This is a genomic window from Mesorhizobium sp. Root552 (assembly GCF_001427285.1).
GTDB lineage: Bacteria > Pseudomonadota > Alphaproteobacteria > Rhizobiales > Rhizobiaceae > Mesorhizobium.
This window is the reverse complement of record NZ_LMFV01000004.1, coordinates 55,174-72,639: the sequence shown is the minus strand read 5'-3', so window position 1 is coordinate 72,639 and position 17,466 is coordinate 55,174. Positions and strand designations below refer to the sequence as shown.

At 62.1% G+C, this 17,466-nt stretch carries 18 protein-coding genes; 6 read left to right on the top strand and 12 right to left on the bottom strand.

Annotated elements, in window-relative coordinates; all coding sequences use genetic code 11:
• Window positions 1-34 precede the first annotated feature (34 nt).
• The 5 genes from ASD50_RS02520 to ASD50_RS02500 all read right to left on the bottom strand — a co-directional run bounded on the left by ASD50_RS02520 (window position 35) and on the right by ASD50_RS02500 (window position 5,723).
• Window positions 35-1,069 carry an extracellular solute-binding protein gene (locus tag ASD50_RS02520; RefSeq protein WP_056235568.1) on the bottom strand — a complete coding sequence of 345 codons (1,035 nt, stop codon included), beginning with the start codon at window positions 1,067-1,069 and terminating at the stop codon, window positions 35-37.
• A gap of 29 nt (window positions 1,070-1,098) precedes the next feature.
• Window positions 1,099-1,902, bottom strand: a complete 804-nt coding sequence (locus ASD50_RS02515) for an ABC transporter permease (protein ID WP_156464906.1) — start codon at window positions 1,900-1,902, stop codon at window positions 1,099-1,101.
• Window positions 1,895-2,818, bottom strand: coding sequence for an ABC transporter permease (locus tag ASD50_RS02510; protein ID WP_056235561.1), 924 nt, complete (start codon window positions 2,816-2,818; stop codon window positions 1,895-1,897). Before ASD50_RS02510 ends, ASD50_RS02515 begins: the two co-directional genes overlap by 8 nt.
• 2 nt (window positions 2,819-2,820) lie before the next feature.
• On the bottom strand, window positions 2,821-3,921 hold the full coding sequence (locus ASD50_RS02505) for an ABC transporter ATP-binding protein (protein ID WP_056235554.1): 1,101 nt from the start codon (window positions 3,919-3,921) through the stop codon (window positions 2,821-2,823).
• A 134-nt stretch (window positions 3,922-4,055) separates the two neighbouring features.
• Window positions 4,056-5,723, bottom strand: coding sequence for an amidohydrolase (locus ASD50_RS02500; RefSeq protein WP_056235551.1), 1,668 nt, complete (start codon window positions 5,721-5,723; stop codon window positions 4,056-4,058).
• Between the two features lie 143 nt (window positions 5,724-5,866).
• Between ASD50_RS02500 and ASD50_RS02495 the strand changes: the two genes are divergently transcribed.
• Window positions 5,867-6,895 carry a histone deacetylase family protein gene (locus tag ASD50_RS02495; protein WP_056235546.1) on the top strand — a complete coding sequence of 343 codons (1,029 nt, stop codon included), beginning with the start codon at window positions 5,867-5,869 and terminating at the stop codon, window positions 6,893-6,895.
• 8 nt (window positions 6,896-6,903) lie between these two features.
• Here the strand turns inward: ASD50_RS02495 and ASD50_RS02490 are convergent, their stop codons facing one another.
• Together ASD50_RS02490 and efp are read right to left on the bottom strand one after the other, a co-directional pair.
• Entirely contained in the window at window positions 6,904-7,671 is a 768-nt protein-coding gene (locus tag ASD50_RS02490) for a transporter substrate-binding domain-containing protein (RefSeq protein WP_056235543.1), read from the bottom strand.
• Between the two features lie 173 nt (window positions 7,672-7,844).
• Window positions 7,845-8,462 carry an elongation factor P gene (gene efp, locus ASD50_RS02485; RefSeq protein WP_156464905.1) on the bottom strand — a complete coding sequence of 206 codons (618 nt, stop codon included), beginning with the start codon at window positions 8,460-8,462 and terminating at the stop codon, window positions 7,845-7,847.
• 66 nt (window positions 8,463-8,528) lie between these two features.
• On the opposite strand from efp, the gene epmA reads away from it, so the two are divergent.
• Window positions 8,529-9,584: an EF-P lysine aminoacylase EpmA gene (gene epmA, locus ASD50_RS02480; protein WP_056235536.1), complete on the top strand. Its 1,056-nt coding sequence runs from the start codon at window positions 8,529-8,531 to the stop codon at window positions 9,582-9,584.
• 136 nt (window positions 9,585-9,720) lie between these two features.
• Here the strand turns inward: epmA and ASD50_RS02475 are convergent, their stop codons facing one another.
• The 4 genes from ASD50_RS02475 to ASD50_RS02460 all read right to left on the bottom strand — a co-directional run bounded on the left by ASD50_RS02475 (window position 9,721) and on the right by ASD50_RS02460 (window position 13,143).
• Window positions 9,721-11,121 (bottom strand): NAD(P)(+) transhydrogenase (Re/Si-specific) subunit beta, encoded by a 1,401-nt coding sequence (locus ASD50_RS02475; RefSeq protein ID WP_056235533.1) that lies wholly within the window; start codon window positions 11,119-11,121, stop codon window positions 9,721-9,723.
• A 1-nt stretch (window position 11,122) separates the two neighbouring features.
• A complete protein-coding gene (locus ASD50_RS02470; protein ID WP_056235530.1) occupies window positions 11,123-11,545 on the bottom strand; it encodes a proton-translocating transhydrogenase family protein in 423 nt (140 codons plus the stop codon).
• Window positions 11,545-12,837: a Re/Si-specific NAD(P)(+) transhydrogenase subunit alpha gene (locus tag ASD50_RS02465; protein WP_056235525.1), complete on the bottom strand. Its 1,293-nt coding sequence runs from the start codon at window positions 12,835-12,837 to the stop codon at window positions 11,545-11,547. The genes ASD50_RS02470 and ASD50_RS02465 overlap by 1 nt, the downstream gene beginning before the upstream one ends.
• 81 nt (window positions 12,838-12,918) lie before the next feature.
• Entirely contained in the window at window positions 12,919-13,143 is a 225-nt protein-coding gene (locus ASD50_RS02460; RefSeq protein WP_056235522.1) for an aa3-type cytochrome c oxidase subunit IV, read from the bottom strand.
• 172 nt (window positions 13,144-13,315) lie between these two features.
• Between ASD50_RS02460 and ASD50_RS02455 the strand changes: the two genes are divergently transcribed.
• The 3 genes from ASD50_RS02455 to ASD50_RS02445 all read left to right on the top strand — a co-directional run bounded on the left by ASD50_RS02455 (window position 13,316) and on the right by ASD50_RS02445 (window position 15,984).
• Window positions 13,316-13,933, top strand: coding sequence for a LysE family translocator (locus ASD50_RS02455; RefSeq protein WP_056235652.1), 618 nt, complete (start codon window positions 13,316-13,318; stop codon window positions 13,931-13,933).
• A 277-nt stretch (window positions 13,934-14,210) separates the two neighbouring features.
• Window positions 14,211-15,191 (top strand): cysteine synthase A, encoded by a 981-nt coding sequence (gene cysK, locus ASD50_RS02450; RefSeq protein WP_056235517.1) that lies wholly within the window; start codon window positions 14,211-14,213, stop codon window positions 15,189-15,191.
• A 172-nt stretch (window positions 15,192-15,363) separates the two neighbouring features.
• A complete protein-coding gene (locus tag ASD50_RS02445) occupies window positions 15,364-15,984 on the top strand; it encodes a glutathione S-transferase family protein (protein ID WP_056235514.1) in 621 nt (206 codons plus the stop codon).
• 189 nt (window positions 15,985-16,173) lie between these two features.
• On the opposite strand, the gene ASD50_RS23475 is transcribed toward ASD50_RS02445, so the two are convergent.
• Window positions 16,174-16,320 carry a hypothetical protein gene (locus tag ASD50_RS23475; RefSeq protein WP_164480435.1) on the bottom strand — a complete coding sequence of 49 codons (147 nt, stop codon included), beginning with the start codon at window positions 16,318-16,320 and terminating at the stop codon, window positions 16,174-16,176.
• Between the two features lie 267 nt (window positions 16,321-16,587).
• Between ASD50_RS23475 and ASD50_RS02440 the strand changes: the two genes are divergently transcribed.
• Window positions 16,588-17,463, top strand: coding sequence for a Ku protein (locus ASD50_RS02440; protein WP_056235511.1), 876 nt, complete (start codon window positions 16,588-16,590; stop codon window positions 17,461-17,463).
• Window positions 17,464-17,466: the final 3 nt, after the last annotated feature.

Below are 17,466 nucleotides of genomic sequence, written 5' to 3'. Positions count from 1 at the left end.
CGGGCAATCGAGCCCGGCCCGCCGCAGACGCTGATTACTTCTGAAGCTCGGTCCAGAGCTTGGTGTAGAGTTCCTGAACCGGCGGCTCGCAGGTCGTGAGGAATTCGCCTGCCTTTTCGAATTCCGGCGGCACCACGAGTTCAGGCGCCGATTGCATCTCCGCCGGCATGTACTGCATCGAACCCTTGATGCCGTTGGAATACTTGGCGAACGCCGAAATCATGGCCGCGTTTTGCGGGTCCATGATGAAGTTCATGAACAGCTTCGCGTTTTCGACGTTCTTGGCATCCTTGAGGATCGCCACGCTGTCCATGAAGTAGGGGAAGCCTTCTTTCGGATAGCCGAACTTGATGTCGGGGTTCTTCTCGCGCGACCGCATGATGGCGCCGTTCCAGTAGTAGACGGCTGAGTAGTCCCCCGCCGGCAGCTTCTCGGTGACGCTGTAGTCCATCGCCAGCCATTTCGGCTTTGCTTCCACCAGCTTGTCGCGCACCTTCTTGAGCAGTTCCAGGTCTTCCGTGCACCATTCGCCGCCGAAATACTTGATGGTGGCGAACAGGACGTCGTTCATCTCGGGCGCGACGTTGATCTTGCCTGCCAGTTCCGGCGGCGGGTCGAGCCAGATCGCCGAGGTGTTGATATCGCCACTGTAGACCTTGGTGTTGACGCCGATGCCGGTCAGGCCCCACTGCCACGGCACGGTGTAGTGCCGGCCCGGATCCCAGGGAACGTTCACCCAGCGCTCATCGACATTCTTGAAGTTTTCCATCTGGTCGGGGCGTGCTTCGAGCAACAGCCCTTCCTTGACCCAGATCTGCACGTAATTGGCGGAAGGGACCACGATGTCGAAGCCGTGGCCGCCGGCCCGTACCTTGGCAAGCGCGGTATCGTTGGAATCGTAGTCGGTGATGGTGACCTTGACGTCGTAGGCGGCCTCGAACTTCTTGATCATTTCGGCGCTGGTGTAGTCGCCCCAGTTGAAAATGTTGAGCTCTCCCGCAGCCGAGGCGCTGCCGGCAAAGCCGGCGACCGCCATCGCCGCCGTCGCGGCCAGTGTTTTCAATCTCATTTCTGCTCTCCCTTCGAGTTGTTGATTGCCTATGTCTTGCGCCGGTTTACGAAGAAGAAGACGGTAACGAGCAGGACCGACAAGGCCAGGAACACTGTTGCTATGGCATTGATCTCGGGGCTCGTTTCGCGCCGTAGCTGGCCCAGCATGTAGGTCGGCAGGGTATCCTGCCCGCCGGATTTGACGAACTCGGTGATGACCACGTCGTCGAGTGAAATGACGAAGGCCAGCATGAAGCCCGCTATGATTGCCGGCCTCAACAGCGGCAGCGTCACATAGCGGAAAGTCTTCCAAGGCGTTGCGTAGAGGTCGGCGGCAGCCCGCTCCATCGTCAGGTCCATATCTTCCAGCCGGCCCCGGATCGGAAGATAGGCAAACGGAATGCAGAATGCCGTGTGTGCGAGGATCAGGTAGCCCATGCCGGAATAGCCGGTCCACACCTTGATGCGCGAGAACACGATCAAAAGCGCCACGGCGGTGACGATTTCCGGTACCATCAGCGGCTGGTTGATGAACGCGTATTTGAAGGTCAGGCCGGGATAGGGCCGGGTGCGCGTCGTCGCCAGCGCCGCCATGGTCGCCACGATCGTGGCCAGTGTTGCTGCCCAGACTGCAAGGACGAGCGAGCGTATCGCTGCGTCCTGTACGGTCGAGTTGTTCCAGGCCGAAGCGAACCAGCGCAGCGAGAGTCCGTCCCAGCGCGATAGCGATTCCGCCGCGTTGAACGAATAGGCGACAAGGGCTGCGATCGGCAGGTAGAGGGCGAAGAACGTCAGCAAGGCCATGAAGCCGAAGCCGGGCTGCGCGCGGATGTCGAAGGTGCGTCTAGCCATGCCCCGTCTCCGACTTCGACACATTGCGCACGTAAAACAACAGCGCGATCATCACCAGCACCATCAGCGTGATGGAAATGGCTGCGCCGAGCGGCCAGTTGCGGCCCGAGCCGAATTGCAGCTCGATCAGGTTGCCCAGCATCATGTTCTTGCCGCCGCCCAGGACGCGCGGGATGACATAGGCGCCCAGCGACGGGATGAAGACGAGGATCGATCCGGCGATGACGCCCGGCTTGACCAGCGGGAAGATGATGCGGCGAAGCACCTGCCAGCGGCTGGCGTAGAGATCGTAGCCCGCTTCGACAAGGCGGAAGTCCAGCTTCTCCATGCTGGCATAAAGCGGCAGCACCATCAGCGGCAGGTAGACGTAGACCATGCCGAGCAGGATGGCGACATCGGTGTTCATGATCTGCAGCGGCCGTTCGATAACGCCCAGCCAGATCAGTGCCGTGTTGACCAGTCCCTCGTTGCGGATCACCTGCTGCATCGCGAAAGTGCGGATCAAAAGGTTTGTCCAGAAAGGGATGGTGACGAGGAAGACCCAGATTTCGCGCGTCGTCGGTGCCCTGGTCGAGATGAAATAGGCGGTTGGAAACCCGAAGATCAGCGTCAGCAGGGTGGTGTAGAAGGAGAGGCGGATGGAGCGCCACAGGATCGTCAGATGGGCGTCGGCCAGTCCAAGCGTGTCGTCGAAAATGTCGCGCTGGAACAGGACTGAGGTCCAGCCGTCGAGGGAGAAGGTCCACGGCTTCACGTCGCCGTAGTCGCCCTTCATCATGAAGGAATAGGCGAGCATGACGAACAGCGGCCCGATGGCCGCGACGAATATGATTGCAAGAGCCGGCGCTGAGAGTAGCCAGCGCTCGCGAATGTCCTTTCGGTCGGCGGCGCGGGCAGTTTCCTCTGCGCTCGCCATCGTCAGTCTTTCAGCACTTGTGCGGCGTCGGAGCCGATCAGGATGCCGGCGCGGCTGCCTTGCGCCACCAGATCGCCACCGCCACGGCTGTTCTGCTGGCGCACGATGAAGGCATCGCCGTCATCCAGCCTGAGGTGGAAATGCGTGTCCGTGCCGAGATAGACGACGTTTTCGACCACGCCGGAAAGCGAAGCCTTGTCATTGGCTCCGGCAAGATGCGCGTGCTCGGGCCGGATGACGATGGTGACCTTGCCGGCGGGCGAGAATCCGGCAGGCAGGGAGGCCGGGATTTCGACGCCGGACGACAACTTCACCGTTGCCCGCCCGTTGGTCTGGCCGACCACTTCAGCCTTGAGGAAATTGGTCTCCCCAATGAAGTCGGCGACGAAGCGTTCCGCTGGCCTGTCATAGATGTCGTGCGGCGTGCCGACCTGCAGGATCTTTCCCGAGGACATGACCGCGATGCGGTCGGACATCGTCAACGCCTCTTCCTGGTCGTGCGTGACGAAAATGAAGGTGATGCCGGTCTCGCTCTGCAGTCGCTTCAATTCGATCTGCATTTCCTTGCGCAGCTTGTAGTCGAGCGCCGACAAAGGCTCGTCCAGCAGCAGCACCTTCGGCTGCGGGGCAAGGGCACGCGCCAGCGCGACGCGCTGCTGCTGGCCGCCCGAAATCTGGCTTGTGCGCCGGTTGGCGAGCGCTTCCATGCGCACCAGCTTCAACATCTCGGCCACGCGCGCCTTGATCTCGCTCTTCGGCTTGCCGAGCATTTCGAGGCCAAAGCCGATGTTCTGCGCCACGCTCATATGTGGGAACAGCGCGTAGCTCTGGAACACGGTGTTCACCGGCCGCTTGAACGGCGGCAATGGCGCGATGTCCTCGCCATAGAGCATTATCTGGCCGGCGGTGGGGAAATCGAACCCGGCGATCAGGCGCAACAGCGTCGTCTTCCCGCAGCCCGAAGGGCCTAAAAGCGTGAAGAACTCATTCTCCCGGATTGAGACGGAGACCGTTTCAAGCGCCACCACTTGCGCTTCCCCGGCGCCGAAGACTTTGCGAACTTCGCGAACTTCAATCGCGTTCTTACCCGGCGTTTCCGGCACGCAGCACCCCATTGTTGTGGGGCCGCTCTTTTCGGCGGCTCCCGTTCCGGTTCCAATTGTCACCACATGAAAACAGGCTTGGCAACAGCACAGTTGAACCTTGATTCAAAAACCGTCTGCTGCCGGCGCCGGCGTCATGCCTGATATGTGACCTTGCCGCCGCAGATCGTGGTGACGACCCTTACATAGTGCAGCCTTTCAGGCTCAACCGTTTCGATGTTATCGGAAAGCATTGCCAGATCTGCCATATAGCCCGGTTTCAACTTGCCTTTGCGATGTTCCAGAAAACCGGCGTAGGCGCCTTCGACCGTGTAGCCGGCCAGTGTTTCTTTCAGTGAAAAGCTCTGGTCCGGATCGCCCTTCGCCCAAGGCTTTCGCAAGATTGCAGCCTGCATCCCAAGGATCGGATCGATCGGCGATACCGGCCAATCCGATGCGAAAACGACATGCGCACCGGCATTCTTCAGCGTGCGCCACGCATAGCTGAGCGGCCAGCGGGCCGGGCCGATGCGCGAAATCGTCGGCTCCAGCGGAAATCCCATCGCGCCGGGTGGATGCGGCGGCTGCATCGAGGCGATCACGCCAAGTTCGGCGAAGCGCGGCACGTCGGATGCGGCGATGACCTCGATATGCTCGACCCGATGGCGGCTGTCACGCTGCCCGTTTGCCTTCTGCGCCGCCTCGTAGCCGTCGAGAACCGCCCGGACCGCGCCGTCGCCGATCGAATGGACCGCGATCTGCAAGCCGCGCCTGTCGATCTCGACCGCAAGCTCCTTGAATTGCTGCGGGGTAAACAGTGGCTCGCCTACCCAGTCCGTACGATCGGCATAGGGCTCGATCATCGCCGCCGTCCAGGAATCGAGCACGCCGTCGTAAAACACCTTCACCATGCCCGATGAAAGCCATTCGCCTCTATAGCGCTCGGCCATCATCGATGCCTTGTCGAGCATGTCCAGCGTCATGAAGTTCTTGAAGTGGAAAGGCACCTGCACCCGGCATGGCAGGCCGCCGTCCTCTGCCTCGATCTCGGCTAGCAATTCAAGCTGGTAGAGATTGCCATCCATATTCTGGATCGAGGTGATGCCGTGGCGTGCGCACCAGGCAAGTCCGCGCCGCATGATGTTGCGGTCCGCCTTCCTTTCCGCTGCCGTCGGTGTCGGGTTGGGTTCGCCGCCGGTGGCAAGGCCAAGCCGCACGCGGCTTTCCCCGGCAAGGTCGAGGACCGGGCCGAACGCCTCGCCTTCGCGCAACTCGCCCGTTGCCAGCCCGTCTACGCCCATGACGATTTCATTGCCGGGGCCAAGAACCCGGCCATGCAGCACGCCGGCCATTTCCAGCGCCTTGGTGTTGGCCCACATCGTGTGGTGGTCGGGCGCCGCCATGCAGAAGGCGCGATCGGGCAAGATGGCGTCCAGATGATGCCGGGTTACCCGCTCGCTGCCGAGCACGGTGTAATCCACGCCTTGCCCGACGAGCATCGTTGCCTCCGGCCGGGTTGGCGCATAGGCGCGGATCGCCGCTTGCAGCGCCTCGAAGCCGGCAATGCCGGAGAGTTGCAGGTGCGCCAGTTCGGCAGCCCCGGAGAACAGGTGCATATGGGCTTCGACAAAGCCCGGAATGACCGAACCGCCACGCGCATCGATCACCTTGGTCGCAGGCCCGCGCAGCGCATCGATGCCGGCACGCGTACCGACGGCGAGGATCGAGCCGTCCCGGATCGCGACAGCCTCGGCCGAAGGATGGTCCTCATCCATGGTCAGCACGCGCGCATTGGTCACGATCAGGTCTGCGGTCAAAGCCATGAAATGCCTGTGGCATGGTTGACGATGAGGGCAGGCTAGACGACCGGTGGCCATGCCAGCAAGCGGTGGCCGCTTGGCACAGCGCTTGTTAAGGAGCGAATGGCTCGGCTAGGCTGAGATTTGGCCAACACCGGAAGGGATTCATGAAGACCGTTTTTTCGCCGCTCCACGCCGGTCATGCCGGCACGATGGAACTGATTTCCGGTGCGATCGTGCCCGGTTTTGAAAAGCCGTCACGCGCCGAGTTCATCCGGGCGAGGGTGGAGAGCGAAAAGCTCGGACCGATCCTGCCGCCTGAGGTTCACGATCTTGCCGCCGCCAAGCGGGTGCACAGGGCCGACTACATCGACTTCCTGCCGACGGTTTGGCCGCAATGGCAGGCGGCGGGTCGCGAAGGTTCGGCCATCCCGTTCACTTGGCCGACACGCGGCCTGCGCGGCGACGTTTTGCCGAAATCCATCGACGCCCAGCTCGGCTTCTATTCGTTCGACGGCGGCGCACCGTTCGTCAAAGGCACATGGGATGCGATCAAGTCATCCTATGACGTGGCCTTGACGGCAGCCGCTGTCGTCAAGGGCGGCGAACGTGCAGCCTTCGCGCTCTGCCGTCCGCCCGGCCACCACGCCGGGGCAGGCTTCATGGGCGGCTATTGCTACATCAACAATGCTGCCGTCGCAGCCCAATGGTTCTGCGACCAGGGTGCCGGGCGTGTCTCGATCCTCGATGTCGACTACCACCACGGCAACGGCACGCAGGAGATATTCTATAGCCGCAACGACGTTCAGGTGCTGAATCTGCATGGCGACCCGATGGTCGAGTATCCGTATTTTCTTGGCCATGCCGACGAACGCGGCGAAGGGCCGGGCGAGGGGTTCAACCTGAATTACCCGATGCCCTTCGGCACCGATTGGGACGCATGGAATGCAAACCTTGAGGACGCGTGCAAAAGGCTTGCGGACTATGCGCCCGATGTTGTCGTCGTCTCGCTTGGCGTCGATACCTTCGAGAAGGACCCGATCAGCCAGTTCAAGCTGAAAAGCGCCGACTACCCCAGGATTGGTGCTCGCATCGCCAAACTCGGCCTGCCGACCCTGTTTGTCATGGAAGGCGGCTATGCGGTCGAGGAAATCGGCGTCAATGCGGTTGGCGTGCTGACCGGCTTCGAGGGGTAGAGGCCGGCTTACTGCGGCCTGAGTTCGAAGCTGAAATATTTCTTGGCGGCCGTCTTGAACGTGCCGTCCGCAATGATTTCGTCGAGGGCAGCGTTGATGTCGCCTGCCAGTTCCGTGTCGTCCTTGCGAACGGCGATGCCGATCTCGGTGCCAAGGGCTGCGTCGGTAATGTTGGGACCGATCTGCTCATAGGCCGCGACGCCGCCATTCGCTTCCATCCACGGCACCATGGCTGGCGCTTCCGCGAACACCGCGTCCAGCCGTCCGTTCTGGAAGTCGAGGAACATCTCGTCGCTCGACGGATAGCCGTGCAGCTTGATCGCATCGCCGAACTTGTCGCGCAGCCAGTGTTCGTGCGTGGTGGCAGCCTGGACGCCGACATCATGGCCCTTCAAGCCGTCGCTGGAAAAACCCAGTCCGCTTCCCTTGTTGGCAATCATCATGCCGTAGGAAAAATAATAGGGCTTGGAAAACAGCACCTGTTGCTTGCGTTCTTCGGTGATTGTCATGGAAGACATCAGCACGTCGATTTTCTCAGCCTGCAGCGCCGGGATCAGCCCGTCCCACTGCACCACCACCCATTCGCAGGTGCGGTTGAGCCGATTGCAGATCGCCTCGCCGATATCGACATCGAAGCCCTCGACCTTGCCGGCTGCATCTACCGCGTTGAAGGGTGGATAGGCTCCCTCGACGCCCATCTTCAGCGGTGGGTCCTCGGCTCGCGCTGCTGTGCTTGCGAGAATGAAACCTAGCGCGATGATGGTGGAGAGTTTCACTGTTTTTCCTTGGTTGGCTTGTTGCGTACAGGCATGACAAAACTCCGGATGCCTGAAACCGCCGGCGCTTCAGCAGCGTCGCGATTCTCTCAGCTATCCGAGCTGTTGTTAATTTAGAATGTACGCATAATACAGTCCGGAAATCGATCCCGACTTCCGGCCCGGCCACGGCGTTAGTCCTTGGCGCGTTCCACGTAAGCGCCGTCTGCTGTCATGACGACGATGCGCGTGCCAACGGCGATGTGCGGCGGAACGGTCGTCTTGACGCCGTTCGAAAGGATAGCCGGCTTGTAGGAGGATGAAGCGGTCTGGCCCTTGGTCGTCGGCTCGGTCTCGACCACTTCGTAAACGGCGCGCTGCGGCAGTTCGATTGCAATGCCAACGCCTTCATGCACCGACAGCGTCACCGCCATGCCTTCCTGCAGGTACGGCGCCTGGTCGCCGATGACGTCCTCTGCCACCGCGATCTGGTCGTAGGTCTCCGGGTTCATGAAGTGGAAGCCTTCGCCATCGCTATAGAGGAACGTATGCTCGCGATCCTCGACATGGGCGCGCTCGACCTGCTCGGTCGTGCGATAGCGTTCGGAAACCTTCACGCCATCGGAAATGCGGCGCATGTCGAGTTGGGTGACCGGCGTGCCCTTGCCAGGATGGATATTCTCGGCAAAGAGGATCACATAGAGCTTGCCGTCCTTGTCGACGACATTTCCTTTACGGAGGGAACTGGCAATTACCTTCACAAGCGTTCTTCCTGAAATTTTGCGTTGCGGCCATTCGGCTGTCGCAGCCATCGTGCGCGCTTTACCCTATCCGCGCGCCAATCGCCAGCCACCCCGTCGCCGCTTGCCCGCACAATCATGATCGAAGCTTCTCCCTGGTGGACGCCGCATGTCCATGCCGACCGCCGTCCACGCCTCTTGCTGCGCAACAGGATCGCCGCGGCAATCCGCGATTTCCTCGCCGACGAAGATTTCATCGAGGTCGATGCTGCCGCCCTCCAGATATCCCCCGGCAACGAAACCCATCTGTCGGCTTTCGCCACCGCCGAAATCCGCTCGGATGGCACCACGCAGCCGCTTTACCTGCATACCTCGCCGGAGTTCGCCTGCAAGAAATTGCTGGCGGCAGGCGAAAAGCGCATCTTCAGCTTCGGTCCGGTCTGGCGCAACCGCGAGCGCAGCGCCCTTCACCACCCCGAATTCACCATGCTGGAATGGTACCGCGTTGGCGAAACATACCAAAAGCTGATGCAAGACTGCGCCGCGCTGCTTTCGCTCGCCGCCGACAAGGCCGGCACCCGGCGCTTCGTATTCAGGAACCGCGAAGCCGATCCTTACGCTGAGCCCGAACGCCTCACGGTCGCGGAAGCCTTCACGCGCCACGCCGGCATCGATCTGCTTTCGACGGTTGCCCCGGACGGCTCGACGGACCGCGACGGCCTGCATGCCGCGCTTGTCAGCGCCAGCCTGCGCACCGCGCCCGACGATAGCTGGTCGGATCTCTACAGCCGCGTCATGGTAGAGCTGATCGAGCCGCAGCTAGGGCAGGGCAGGGCCACCGTGCTTTGCGAATACCCGATCGTCGAGGCAGCCCTTGCGCGCCCCGCACCGCACGATCCGCGCGTGGCCGAGCGTTTCGAGCTTTATTGCTGCGGCGTCGAGCTTGCCAACGGCTTTGGCGAACTCACCGATCCGGTCGAGCAGCGCAAGCGCTTCGAAGCCGACATGGACGAGAAGGAGCGCATCTATGGCGAGCGCTACCCGATTGACGAGGACTTCCTGTCCGCTCTTGCCATCATGCCCGATGCCTGTGGCATCGCGCTCGGGTTTGACCGGCTGGTGATGCTCGCCGCAGGTGCCAACCGCATCGAGGACGTTATCTGGACGCCAGTTCCAGATTCATCGTCGCGATAGGAAAGCGCATACTGAGGTTTCAGGTCGGGGCGGAGCGAAAACGGGGTCGGCGAGAACCGGCGCGGAATGTACATTCGGTACGTGAGCACCGGAAGCGCAGCGGGCCACCGTTTGCAGCCCGCCCTCACCTGAATATCTAGTGATCCATTGCCTTGACGATTTCCTCGGTCATCTTCTTTGCGTCGCCGAGGAGCATCATGGTGCCGTCCTTGTAGAACAGCGTGTTGTCGATGCCGGCATAGCCGGAGCCGAGCGAGCGCTTGACGAACAGGCAGGTGCGGGCCTTGTCGACGTCGAGGATCGGCATGCCGAAGATCGGCGAGGACTTGTCATCGCGCGCCGACGGGTTGGTGACGTCGTTGGCCCCGATGACATAGGCGACATCGGCCTGCGCGAACTCGGAGTTGATATCCTCCAGTTCGAACACCTCGTCATAGGGCACGTTGGCTTCGGCCAGCAGCACGTTCATGTGGCCGGGCATGCGGCCGGCGACCGGATGGATCGCGTACTTCACTTCGACGCCGTTGGCCTTCAGCTTGTCGGCCATCTCGCGCAGCGCATGCTGGGCCTGCGCCACCGCCATGCCGTAGCCGGGCACGATGATGACCTTTTGCGCATTCATCATCAGGTAGGCGGCATCGTCTGCCGAGCCCTGCTTGACGGTGCGCTCGATGCCGTCGTCGCCGGCAGCGCTTGCCGTCTCGCCGCCGAAGCCGCCGAGGATGACGGAGATGAAGGAGCGGTTCATGCCCTTGCACATGATGTAGGACAGGATCGCGCCCGACGAGCCGACCAGCGCGCCGGTGATGATCAGCGCGAGATTGCCGAGCGTGAAGCCGAGTGCCGCCGCTGCCCAGCCCGAATAGGAGTTCAGCATCGAGATGACGACCGGCATGTCCGCGCCGCCGATCGGGATGATCAGCAGCACGCCGAGCAGAAGCGACAGCGCCACGATCAGCCAGAACACCGTGTAGCTCTGGGTGGTGACGAGCAGGATGATCAGCACCACCAGCGCCACGCCCAGTCCGATATTTACCAGATGGCGCGCCGGCAGCATGATCGGCTTGCCGGACATGCGCCCGTCGAGCTTGAGGAAGGCGATGATCGAACCGGTGAAGGTGATGGCGCCGATGGCGACGCCAAGGCTCATCTCGACCAGTGCCTGGCCGTGGATGTCGCCCACCGTGCCGATGCCGAAGCTCTCGGGAGCATAGATCGCGGCAGCCGCCACCATCACGGCGGCGAGGCCGACGAGGGAGTGGAAGGCGGCAACCAGTTGCGGCATCGAGGTCATGGCGATGCGGCGCGCGGTAACCGCACCGACGCCGCCGCCGATGGCGAGGCCAATGACGATCAGGCCAAGCCCGCCGGCCGATGGCAGCGCCAGCGCCAGCGTGGTGACGATGGCGATCGCCATGCCGATCATGCCGTAGGTATTGCCCTGGCGGCTGGTGGTCGGATGCGACAGGCCGCGCAGCGCTAGGATGAACAGGATGCCGGAGACGAGATAGAGGAAGGAAGCGAGGTTCACTGACACGTCACTTTTCCTTCTTCTTGTACATGGCGAGCATGCGCTGGGTGACCAGGAAGCCGCCGAAGATGTTGACCGAGGCCAAGACCAGCGCGATGAAGCCGAAGCCGGTGGCAAGGCCCGAAGCCGATATGCCGACCGCGAGCAGAGCGCCCACCACGATCACCGATGAGATGGCGTTGGTAACGGCCATCAGCGGGGTGTGCAGCGCCGGGGTCACCGACCACACCACGTAGTAGCCGACGAAGATCGCCAGTACGAAGATGGCGAAGCGGAACACGAAGGGGTCGATCGCGCCGCCCGACAGGGCATGCGCGGCACCGTCTGCCGCGTCGGCTGCACCCGGCGCGTTGGCAAGGTCCTGCACCGCCATGCGCACGGCGGCCGTCGCCTGGTCGAGTTGGTTGAGCGCTTTTTGCAAGCTTTCCATCACGCAGTCCCCCCAGTGGTCTTAGGCGAGGTCTTGGTCTTGGGTTTGGCCGGAGACTTGGCGGCGGGCTTCTTTTCAGCAGCCGCCTTCGGCGCGGCCGGTTTCTTGGCCGCTTCCGCCTTGGCCGGTTTGGCTGCTGCGGTAGGGGCTGCCGGCTCCTTGCCTGCAAATGCCGGATGCACCACCTTGCCGCCATCGGTCAGCATCGTCGCCTTGGCCAGCTCGTCATCGCGATTGATCTTCAGCGACTTCGTTTCCTTGTCGATCATCGTCTCGAGGAAGGCGAACAGGTTCTTGGCATAGAGCAGCGAGGCCGAAGCCGCGACGCGTCCCGGCACGTTGAGATGGCCGACGATCTTCACGCCGTTGGCGGTAGTCGCCACCTTGCCCGGCACAGCGCCCTCGACATTGCCGCCGCGCTCGACGGCCAGATCGACGATCACCGAACCAGGCTTCATCGAGGCGACCATTGCAGCGGAGACCAGCTTCGGGGCCGGGCGTCCGGGGATCAGCGCCGTGGTGATGACGATGTCCTGCTTGGCGATGTGCTCGGCCGTAAGCGCCGCTTGCTTCGCCTGGTATTCCTTCGACATTTCCTTGGCGTAGCCGCCGGCAGTCTCCGCCGCCTTGAACTCCTCGTCCTCGACGGCGAGGAATTTTGCGCCGAGCGACTGCACCTGCTCCTTCACGGCAGGCCTGACGTCAGTCGCCGTGACGACTGCGCCCAGCCGGCGCGCCGTGGCAATCGCCTGTAGGCCGGCAACGCCGACGCCCATGATGAAGATCTTGGCTGCCGGAACCGTGCCCGCCGCCGTCATCATCATCGGCAGCGCCCGGTCATATTCGGCAGCGCCGTCGATCACGGCCTGGTAGCCGGCGAGGTTCGCCTGCGAGGACAAGACGTCCATCACCTGCGCGCGGGTGATGCGCGGCATGAACTCCATCGCGAAAGCCGTCACGCCCGCCTTGCCAAGCGCCGCTACCGCGGCCTCATGGCCATAGGGGTCCATGGTGGCCAGGACCGCAGCACCCTGCTTGTAGGACTTCAGTTCCGCCTCGTTCGGACGGCGCACCTTCAGCACCACGTCCGCCTTGGCGACATCGCCGGCCTTGCCGATCTTCGCGCCCGCCTTGGCGAACTCGTCGTCGGTGATGCGCGACAAGGTGCCGGCGCCAGCCTCGACGACTACGTTAAAGCCAAGCCCGGCAAGCCGCTTCACCGTATCGGGCGATGCGGCAACGCGGGTTTCCGCAGCGTCAACCTCTTTGGGTACGAAAATCGTCTGTCCCACCGCTAGATCCTTTCGGCTGGAGCCTTGCGCAGATCGGCGGCGACCCTTGCGGCGACGCCCCGGGCCAAGGAGAGAAAGATTTTATCGCAGGATCACGGCGCCGACGGCGCAGGCAATCAGGAACACGATGAAGCCGGAAATTGCGCCGCCTACGAAAAAGCCGAACGCCATTCCGATCATGATGGCCACGCAGCCCAGGGTCCCATATTTGGCCAACACGGTGAAGCCGTGATAGGTCCGCTCGTGCTCGGGGTAATCCATCTGAGCACCCAGTTCGACAGGACCGGTCGGCGTGTGGTCGGCCATTGCAATACCCTCCGAAATTATCTCAACGGCACATAGCGAAAAGCACGCATAAGGGCAATGGCGCTATTGCCGCATCGCCTCTTCTCTCTGGCGTAATGAATGTTGCCTGCAGGGAAATTTACGCCCTCGCGAACATGTGGCAAAAGCAGGCCGGATCACGAAAGCGGCGACCATGACACTGACCGGGTTTCTTGCATACAGCGCTGCCCTGGGCATCGCCGCGGCCATTCCCGGTCCCGGCGTCACCGCACTTGTCGCCCGCGCGCTCGGCTCCGGTTTCCGCTCGGCCTTCGCCATGTTCTGGGGGCTCTTGCTCGGGGATCTGTTCTACCTCACCGCCACCGTGCTCGGCCTCGCCTTCGTCGCCCAGCAGTTCGGCATGGTGTTTCTGGCGATCAAATGGTTCGGCGTGCTTTACCTCGCCTGGCTCGGCTGGCGCTTCTGGAAAGGCGGCATTTCCGCGGAAACCGTGCAGGCCGGCAAGGCAAAGGGCGGCCTGGTTTCGAGTTTCGCCGGCGGCTTGACGCTGACGCTCGGCAATCCCAAGACGATGATCTTCTACCTCGCCATCACGCCGACCATCGTCGATCTTCGCGCCATCACGTTCGGTGACTATGCCATCCTCACCGGCGTCACTGCGGTGATCCTCGTAATCGTGCTTGTGCCTTATCTTGCGCTTGCCGCGAAGGCGCGCTGGTTCCTGTCCTCGCCGCGCGCGCTCAAGCTTTTGAACCGCACCGCCGCCTCCTTCATGATCGGTGCGGCAGCGGCGATTGCAGCGCGCCACTAGGCGGCTGTTTGGGCGATAGCCACGCAAGCCGCAAAACAGTTTCTATCAAAATCGAATGCAATTGCGGTGGATGAAGCTGCCGATCCAAATCCGTGCAGCCAGTGGCAGATGGGGCGCTTTCGGGCGCATTGCGGTAGGAAAATCCGCAAATGCGCCTTCTTAGGAAATCCCTTCCCTTGTCTGTGGGCTTTTCAGCACGCTTGCCACTCGGATAGTCTCATTTCGTCGCCTATTTTCGCTGAACCATTCCATCGACCCGATCTGAGAGAAGATATTCATGACCAAATCCGAGGCTTCCGCCCATCTCCCCGGCCGTGGCCGCGTCTACAATTCGATCACCGAGACGATTGGCGACACTCCGCTGGTGCGGCTGGACCGCTTCGCCAGGGAAAAGGGCATCGTAGCCAATCTTCTTGTCAAGCTCGAATTCTTCAATCCGATCGCCTCGGTGAAGGACCGCATTGGCGTCGCGATGATCGAGGCGCTGGAAGCCGAAGGCCGCATCAAGCCGGGCAAGACGACGCTGATCGAGCCGACATCCGGCAACACCGGCATCGCGCTCGCCTTCGCCGCCGCGGCCAAGGGCTACAAGCTGATCCTCACCATGCCCGAAACCATGTCGGTCGAGCGGCGCAAGATGCTTGCTCTTCTTGGCGCCGAACTTGTGCTGACCGAAGGCGCCAAGGGCATGAAAGGCGCCATCGCCAAGGCAGACGAATTGGCGGCCAAGCTGCCTGACGCGGTCATCCCGCAGCAGTTCGAAAATCCGGCCAATCCCGAAATCCATCGCGCCACTACCGCCGAAGAAATCTGGAACGACACGCAAGGCGGCGTGGATATTCTCGTCGCCGGCATCGGCACCGGCGGCACCATCACCGGCGTCGGCCAGGTGCTGAAGAAGCGCAAGCCGTCGGTCAGGGTTGTGGCGGTCGAACCGGAAGCATCGCCGGTGCTCTCCGGCGGTACGCCGGGACCACACAAGATCCAGGGCATCGGCGCCGGCTTCGCGCCGAAGATCCTCGACACCAAGGTCTATGACGAGGTCGTCACCGTGTCGAACGATGCGGCGGTAGCCAATGCGCGCCTTGTCGCAAGGCTGGAAGGCGTGCCGGTCGGCATCTCGTCGGGAGCCGCGTTGCAGGCCGCCATCGTCGTCGGCTCGCGGCCTGAAAACGCCGGCAAGAACATGGTCGTCATCATCCCGTCTTTTGCCGAGCGCTATCTCTCGACGGTCCTGTTCGAAGGTCTTGGCGTCTGATGCATGTCTCCCCGGTTTCGGGACAAAGACACGCATGAAAATCAAATGGCTGACCTGACAGTGTTACTGGACCGCTGAAAAAGGCGCGCTGGCTAAGGCTTGCCGCGTTGAGCGGCTTGCGCTTTGCGTTACAAGTCCCCATCCGCTTCGAGCGCGGGTGGGGAGGACAAGCATGTACAAACTTTATACCCGTCCGGGCAGCGGCGGCTTCGCCGCCGAGGCCGCGTTTCTTCTGGCCGGCGAGCCGTTCGAACACATCGACGTTGCCAAGACCGACAAGCCGGACGCCGCCTTTCTCGCCATCAGCCCGCTCAACCAGGTGCCTGTCCTGACCTTGCCGGACGGCCACACGATGACGGAATCCGCAGCCATCTGCATGGCGCTCGCCGAACGTCATCCTGAGGCCGCGCTTGCGCCGCAAGCCGGCGCGCCGGCGCGTGCGGATTTCCTGCGCTGGATGGCCTTCATGTCGTCGGCCCTCTATCCGGCGGTGCTGCGCTTCTACTACGCCCATCGCTATTCGGCGGACGACGGCGCAAAGGCAGGCGTCAGGAAGGCTGCCATTGCCGAGCTCGACCGCGACTTCGCCGTTGTCGACAAGGTGCTGGCCGGGCGGCAGTGGCTGGTCGGCGAGGGCATGACCATTGCCGACATCTATCTTCTGATGCTGTTTTCCTGGCATCCCGAAGCGGATCGGGCAAGGCAGGCGTTCGCCAATGTCGAGCGCCTGTGTGCCGGCTTGCGCGATCACCCCGTGCTGGCAAAGCTCAATGCCAGCCACGAGATGTGGTAAGCTCCGACGGTTCTGATTTTGCTGTTTGCAAGATGGCTGTGGGCATACGCCCGCGCCGGCAATGATGCCGGGCGCATGGTCGTCTAGCGTCGGCGCAAGGCCGAGGGCTGAGCCGTGCGATAGGTGGTCGCGCGGCTTTCGAGTGCCGGCTTCGAAATGCGAGGGCCGTGGCGGGTTTCAGGCAGCATGTCAGTGCGTGCCGAAGCCGAGCCTGTGGTTGCGGCGGGCGCAAGCCGGGCCAGGTCCGCGCATGTAGTAGCGCTCTGGCCGATAGGTCGGCGCGATGAACTCGCGCAAGGTGGCGGCATAGCCGCGCAATTGGTTGAAGATAGTCATTTTAGTTCAGTCCCTGTCCCGAACTTCGGAGTCCCTTCCGAATTACGGACACCATAGCGCCGAGGCGTGAATAGTCGGTGAACGCTATGTTAACTTTCGGTCGAAACCGCCTCGCTTCGTGGCGGGATTGCGGCTGATTCGGGGTCTTTTCGTGCCTTTTGCCGTCATCTTCGCCGATGTGTCATTTGCGACACATGGCTACGCGCGGAACGAACTGCCCGATCTTCCGTTGTTGAGCCACAAACGTCTCAGTTGCGGAACCGAGTCATGGCGCCACGCCCCGCCTGGAAAGGCTACCTGAAACTTTCGCTCGTCACATGCGCGGTCGAACTGACCAACGTCGTGACCCATTCGGAGAAGATTTCGTTCCGGGTCCTGAACCGCAAGACCGGCAACACGGTCAAGCGGATCTATGTCGATGCCGAAACCGGCAAGCCGATTGCGGATGGCGACGAGATCAAGGGCTATGAGGTGGACGACGGCGAGTTCGTTCATATCGAGGAGGACGAGATCGAAGCGGTCAAGATCGAATCCTCCAACATGATGAGCCTGGACGGGTTCGTCGACAAATCCTCCATCCAGCAGATCTATCTCGACACGCCCTATTACCTCGCGCCTGCCGACAAGGTCTCCGAGGATGCCTTTGCGGTTATCCGCGACGCAATGAATGCGAAAAAGAAGGCCGGCCTTGCACGCATCGTCCTGTATCGGCGCGAACGGCCGGTGGTGATCGAGCCGCTCGGCAAGGGCATGGTCTTGACCACCCTTCGCTACGACAGCAGCGTGCGTCAGCCGGATACGGTCTTTGACGGGATCAAGCAGGTGAAGACCGACAAGGAGATGATCGATCTCGCCGAGCACATCATCGACAAGAAAGCCGCGAAGTTCGACCCGTCCGGGTTCGACGACAAGTATGAGGAAGCGCTGCTCGAACTGATCCGCGCCAGGAAGGCCGGTCGCAAGGCGCCAAAGGCCAAGGCGGCGTCCAAGCCGTCGAACGTGGTCAATCTTTTCGATGCGCTGAAGAAAAGCCTCGCCGACGATGGCGCGCAGGACGAGGCTCCGGCGAAGACCGTGCCTTCATCGAAGGCCAAACCAGCTTCCTCGAAGCGTGGCGCAACACCCAAGCGCAAGTCCGCCTGATCC

Bases quoted from the DNA above. Each gene is read 5' to 3' on its own strand.
- ASD50_RS02460 (WP_056235522.1), bottom strand. From the start codon at position 13,143: ATGGCCGACCACACGCCGACCGGTCCTGTCGAACTGGGTGCTCAGATG.
- ASD50_RS02495 (WP_056235546.1), top strand. From the start codon at position 5,867: ATGAAGACCGTTTTTTCGCCGCTCCACGCCGGTCATGCCGGCACGATG.
- ASD50_RS02440 (WP_056235511.1), top strand. From the start codon at position 16,588: ATGGCGCCACGCCCCGCCTGGAAAGGCTACCTGAAACTTTCGCTCGTC.
- efp (WP_156464905.1), bottom strand. From the start codon at position 8,462: ATGGCTGCGACAGCCGAATGGCCGCAACGCAAAATTTCAGGAAGAACG.
- ASD50_RS02510 (WP_056235561.1), bottom strand. From the start codon at position 2,818: ATGGCGAGCGCAGAGGAAACTGCCCGCGCCGCCGACCGAAAGGACATT.
- ASD50_RS02455 (WP_056235652.1), top strand. From the start codon at position 13,316: ATGACACTGACCGGGTTTCTTGCATACAGCGCTGCCCTGGGCATCGCC.
- cysK (WP_056235517.1), top strand. From the start codon at position 14,211: ATGACCAAATCCGAGGCTTCCGCCCATCTCCCCGGCCGTGGCCGCGTC.
- ASD50_RS02500 (WP_056235551.1), bottom strand. From the start codon at position 5,723: ATGGCTTTGACCGCAGACCTGATCGTGACCAATGCGCGCGTGCTGACC.
- ASD50_RS23475 (WP_164480435.1), bottom strand. From the start codon at position 16,320: ATGACTATCTTCAACCAATTGCGCGGCTATGCCGCCACCTTGCGCGAG.
- ASD50_RS02520 (WP_056235568.1), bottom strand. From the start codon at position 1,069: ATGAGATTGAAAACACTGGCCGCGACGGCGGCGATGGCGGTCGCCGGC.
- epmA (WP_056235536.1), top strand. From the start codon at position 8,529: ATGATCGAAGCTTCTCCCTGGTGGACGCCGCATGTCCATGCCGACCGC.
- ASD50_RS02515 (WP_156464906.1), bottom strand. From the start codon at position 1,902: ATGGCTAGACGCACCTTCGACATCCGCGCGCAGCCCGGCTTCGGCTTC.
- ASD50_RS02445 (WP_056235514.1), top strand. From the start codon at position 15,364: ATGTACAAACTTTATACCCGTCCGGGCAGCGGCGGCTTCGCCGCCGAG.
- ASD50_RS02470 (WP_056235530.1), bottom strand. From the start codon at position 11,545: ATGGAAAGCTTGCAAAAAGCGCTCAACCAACTCGACCAGGCGACGGCC.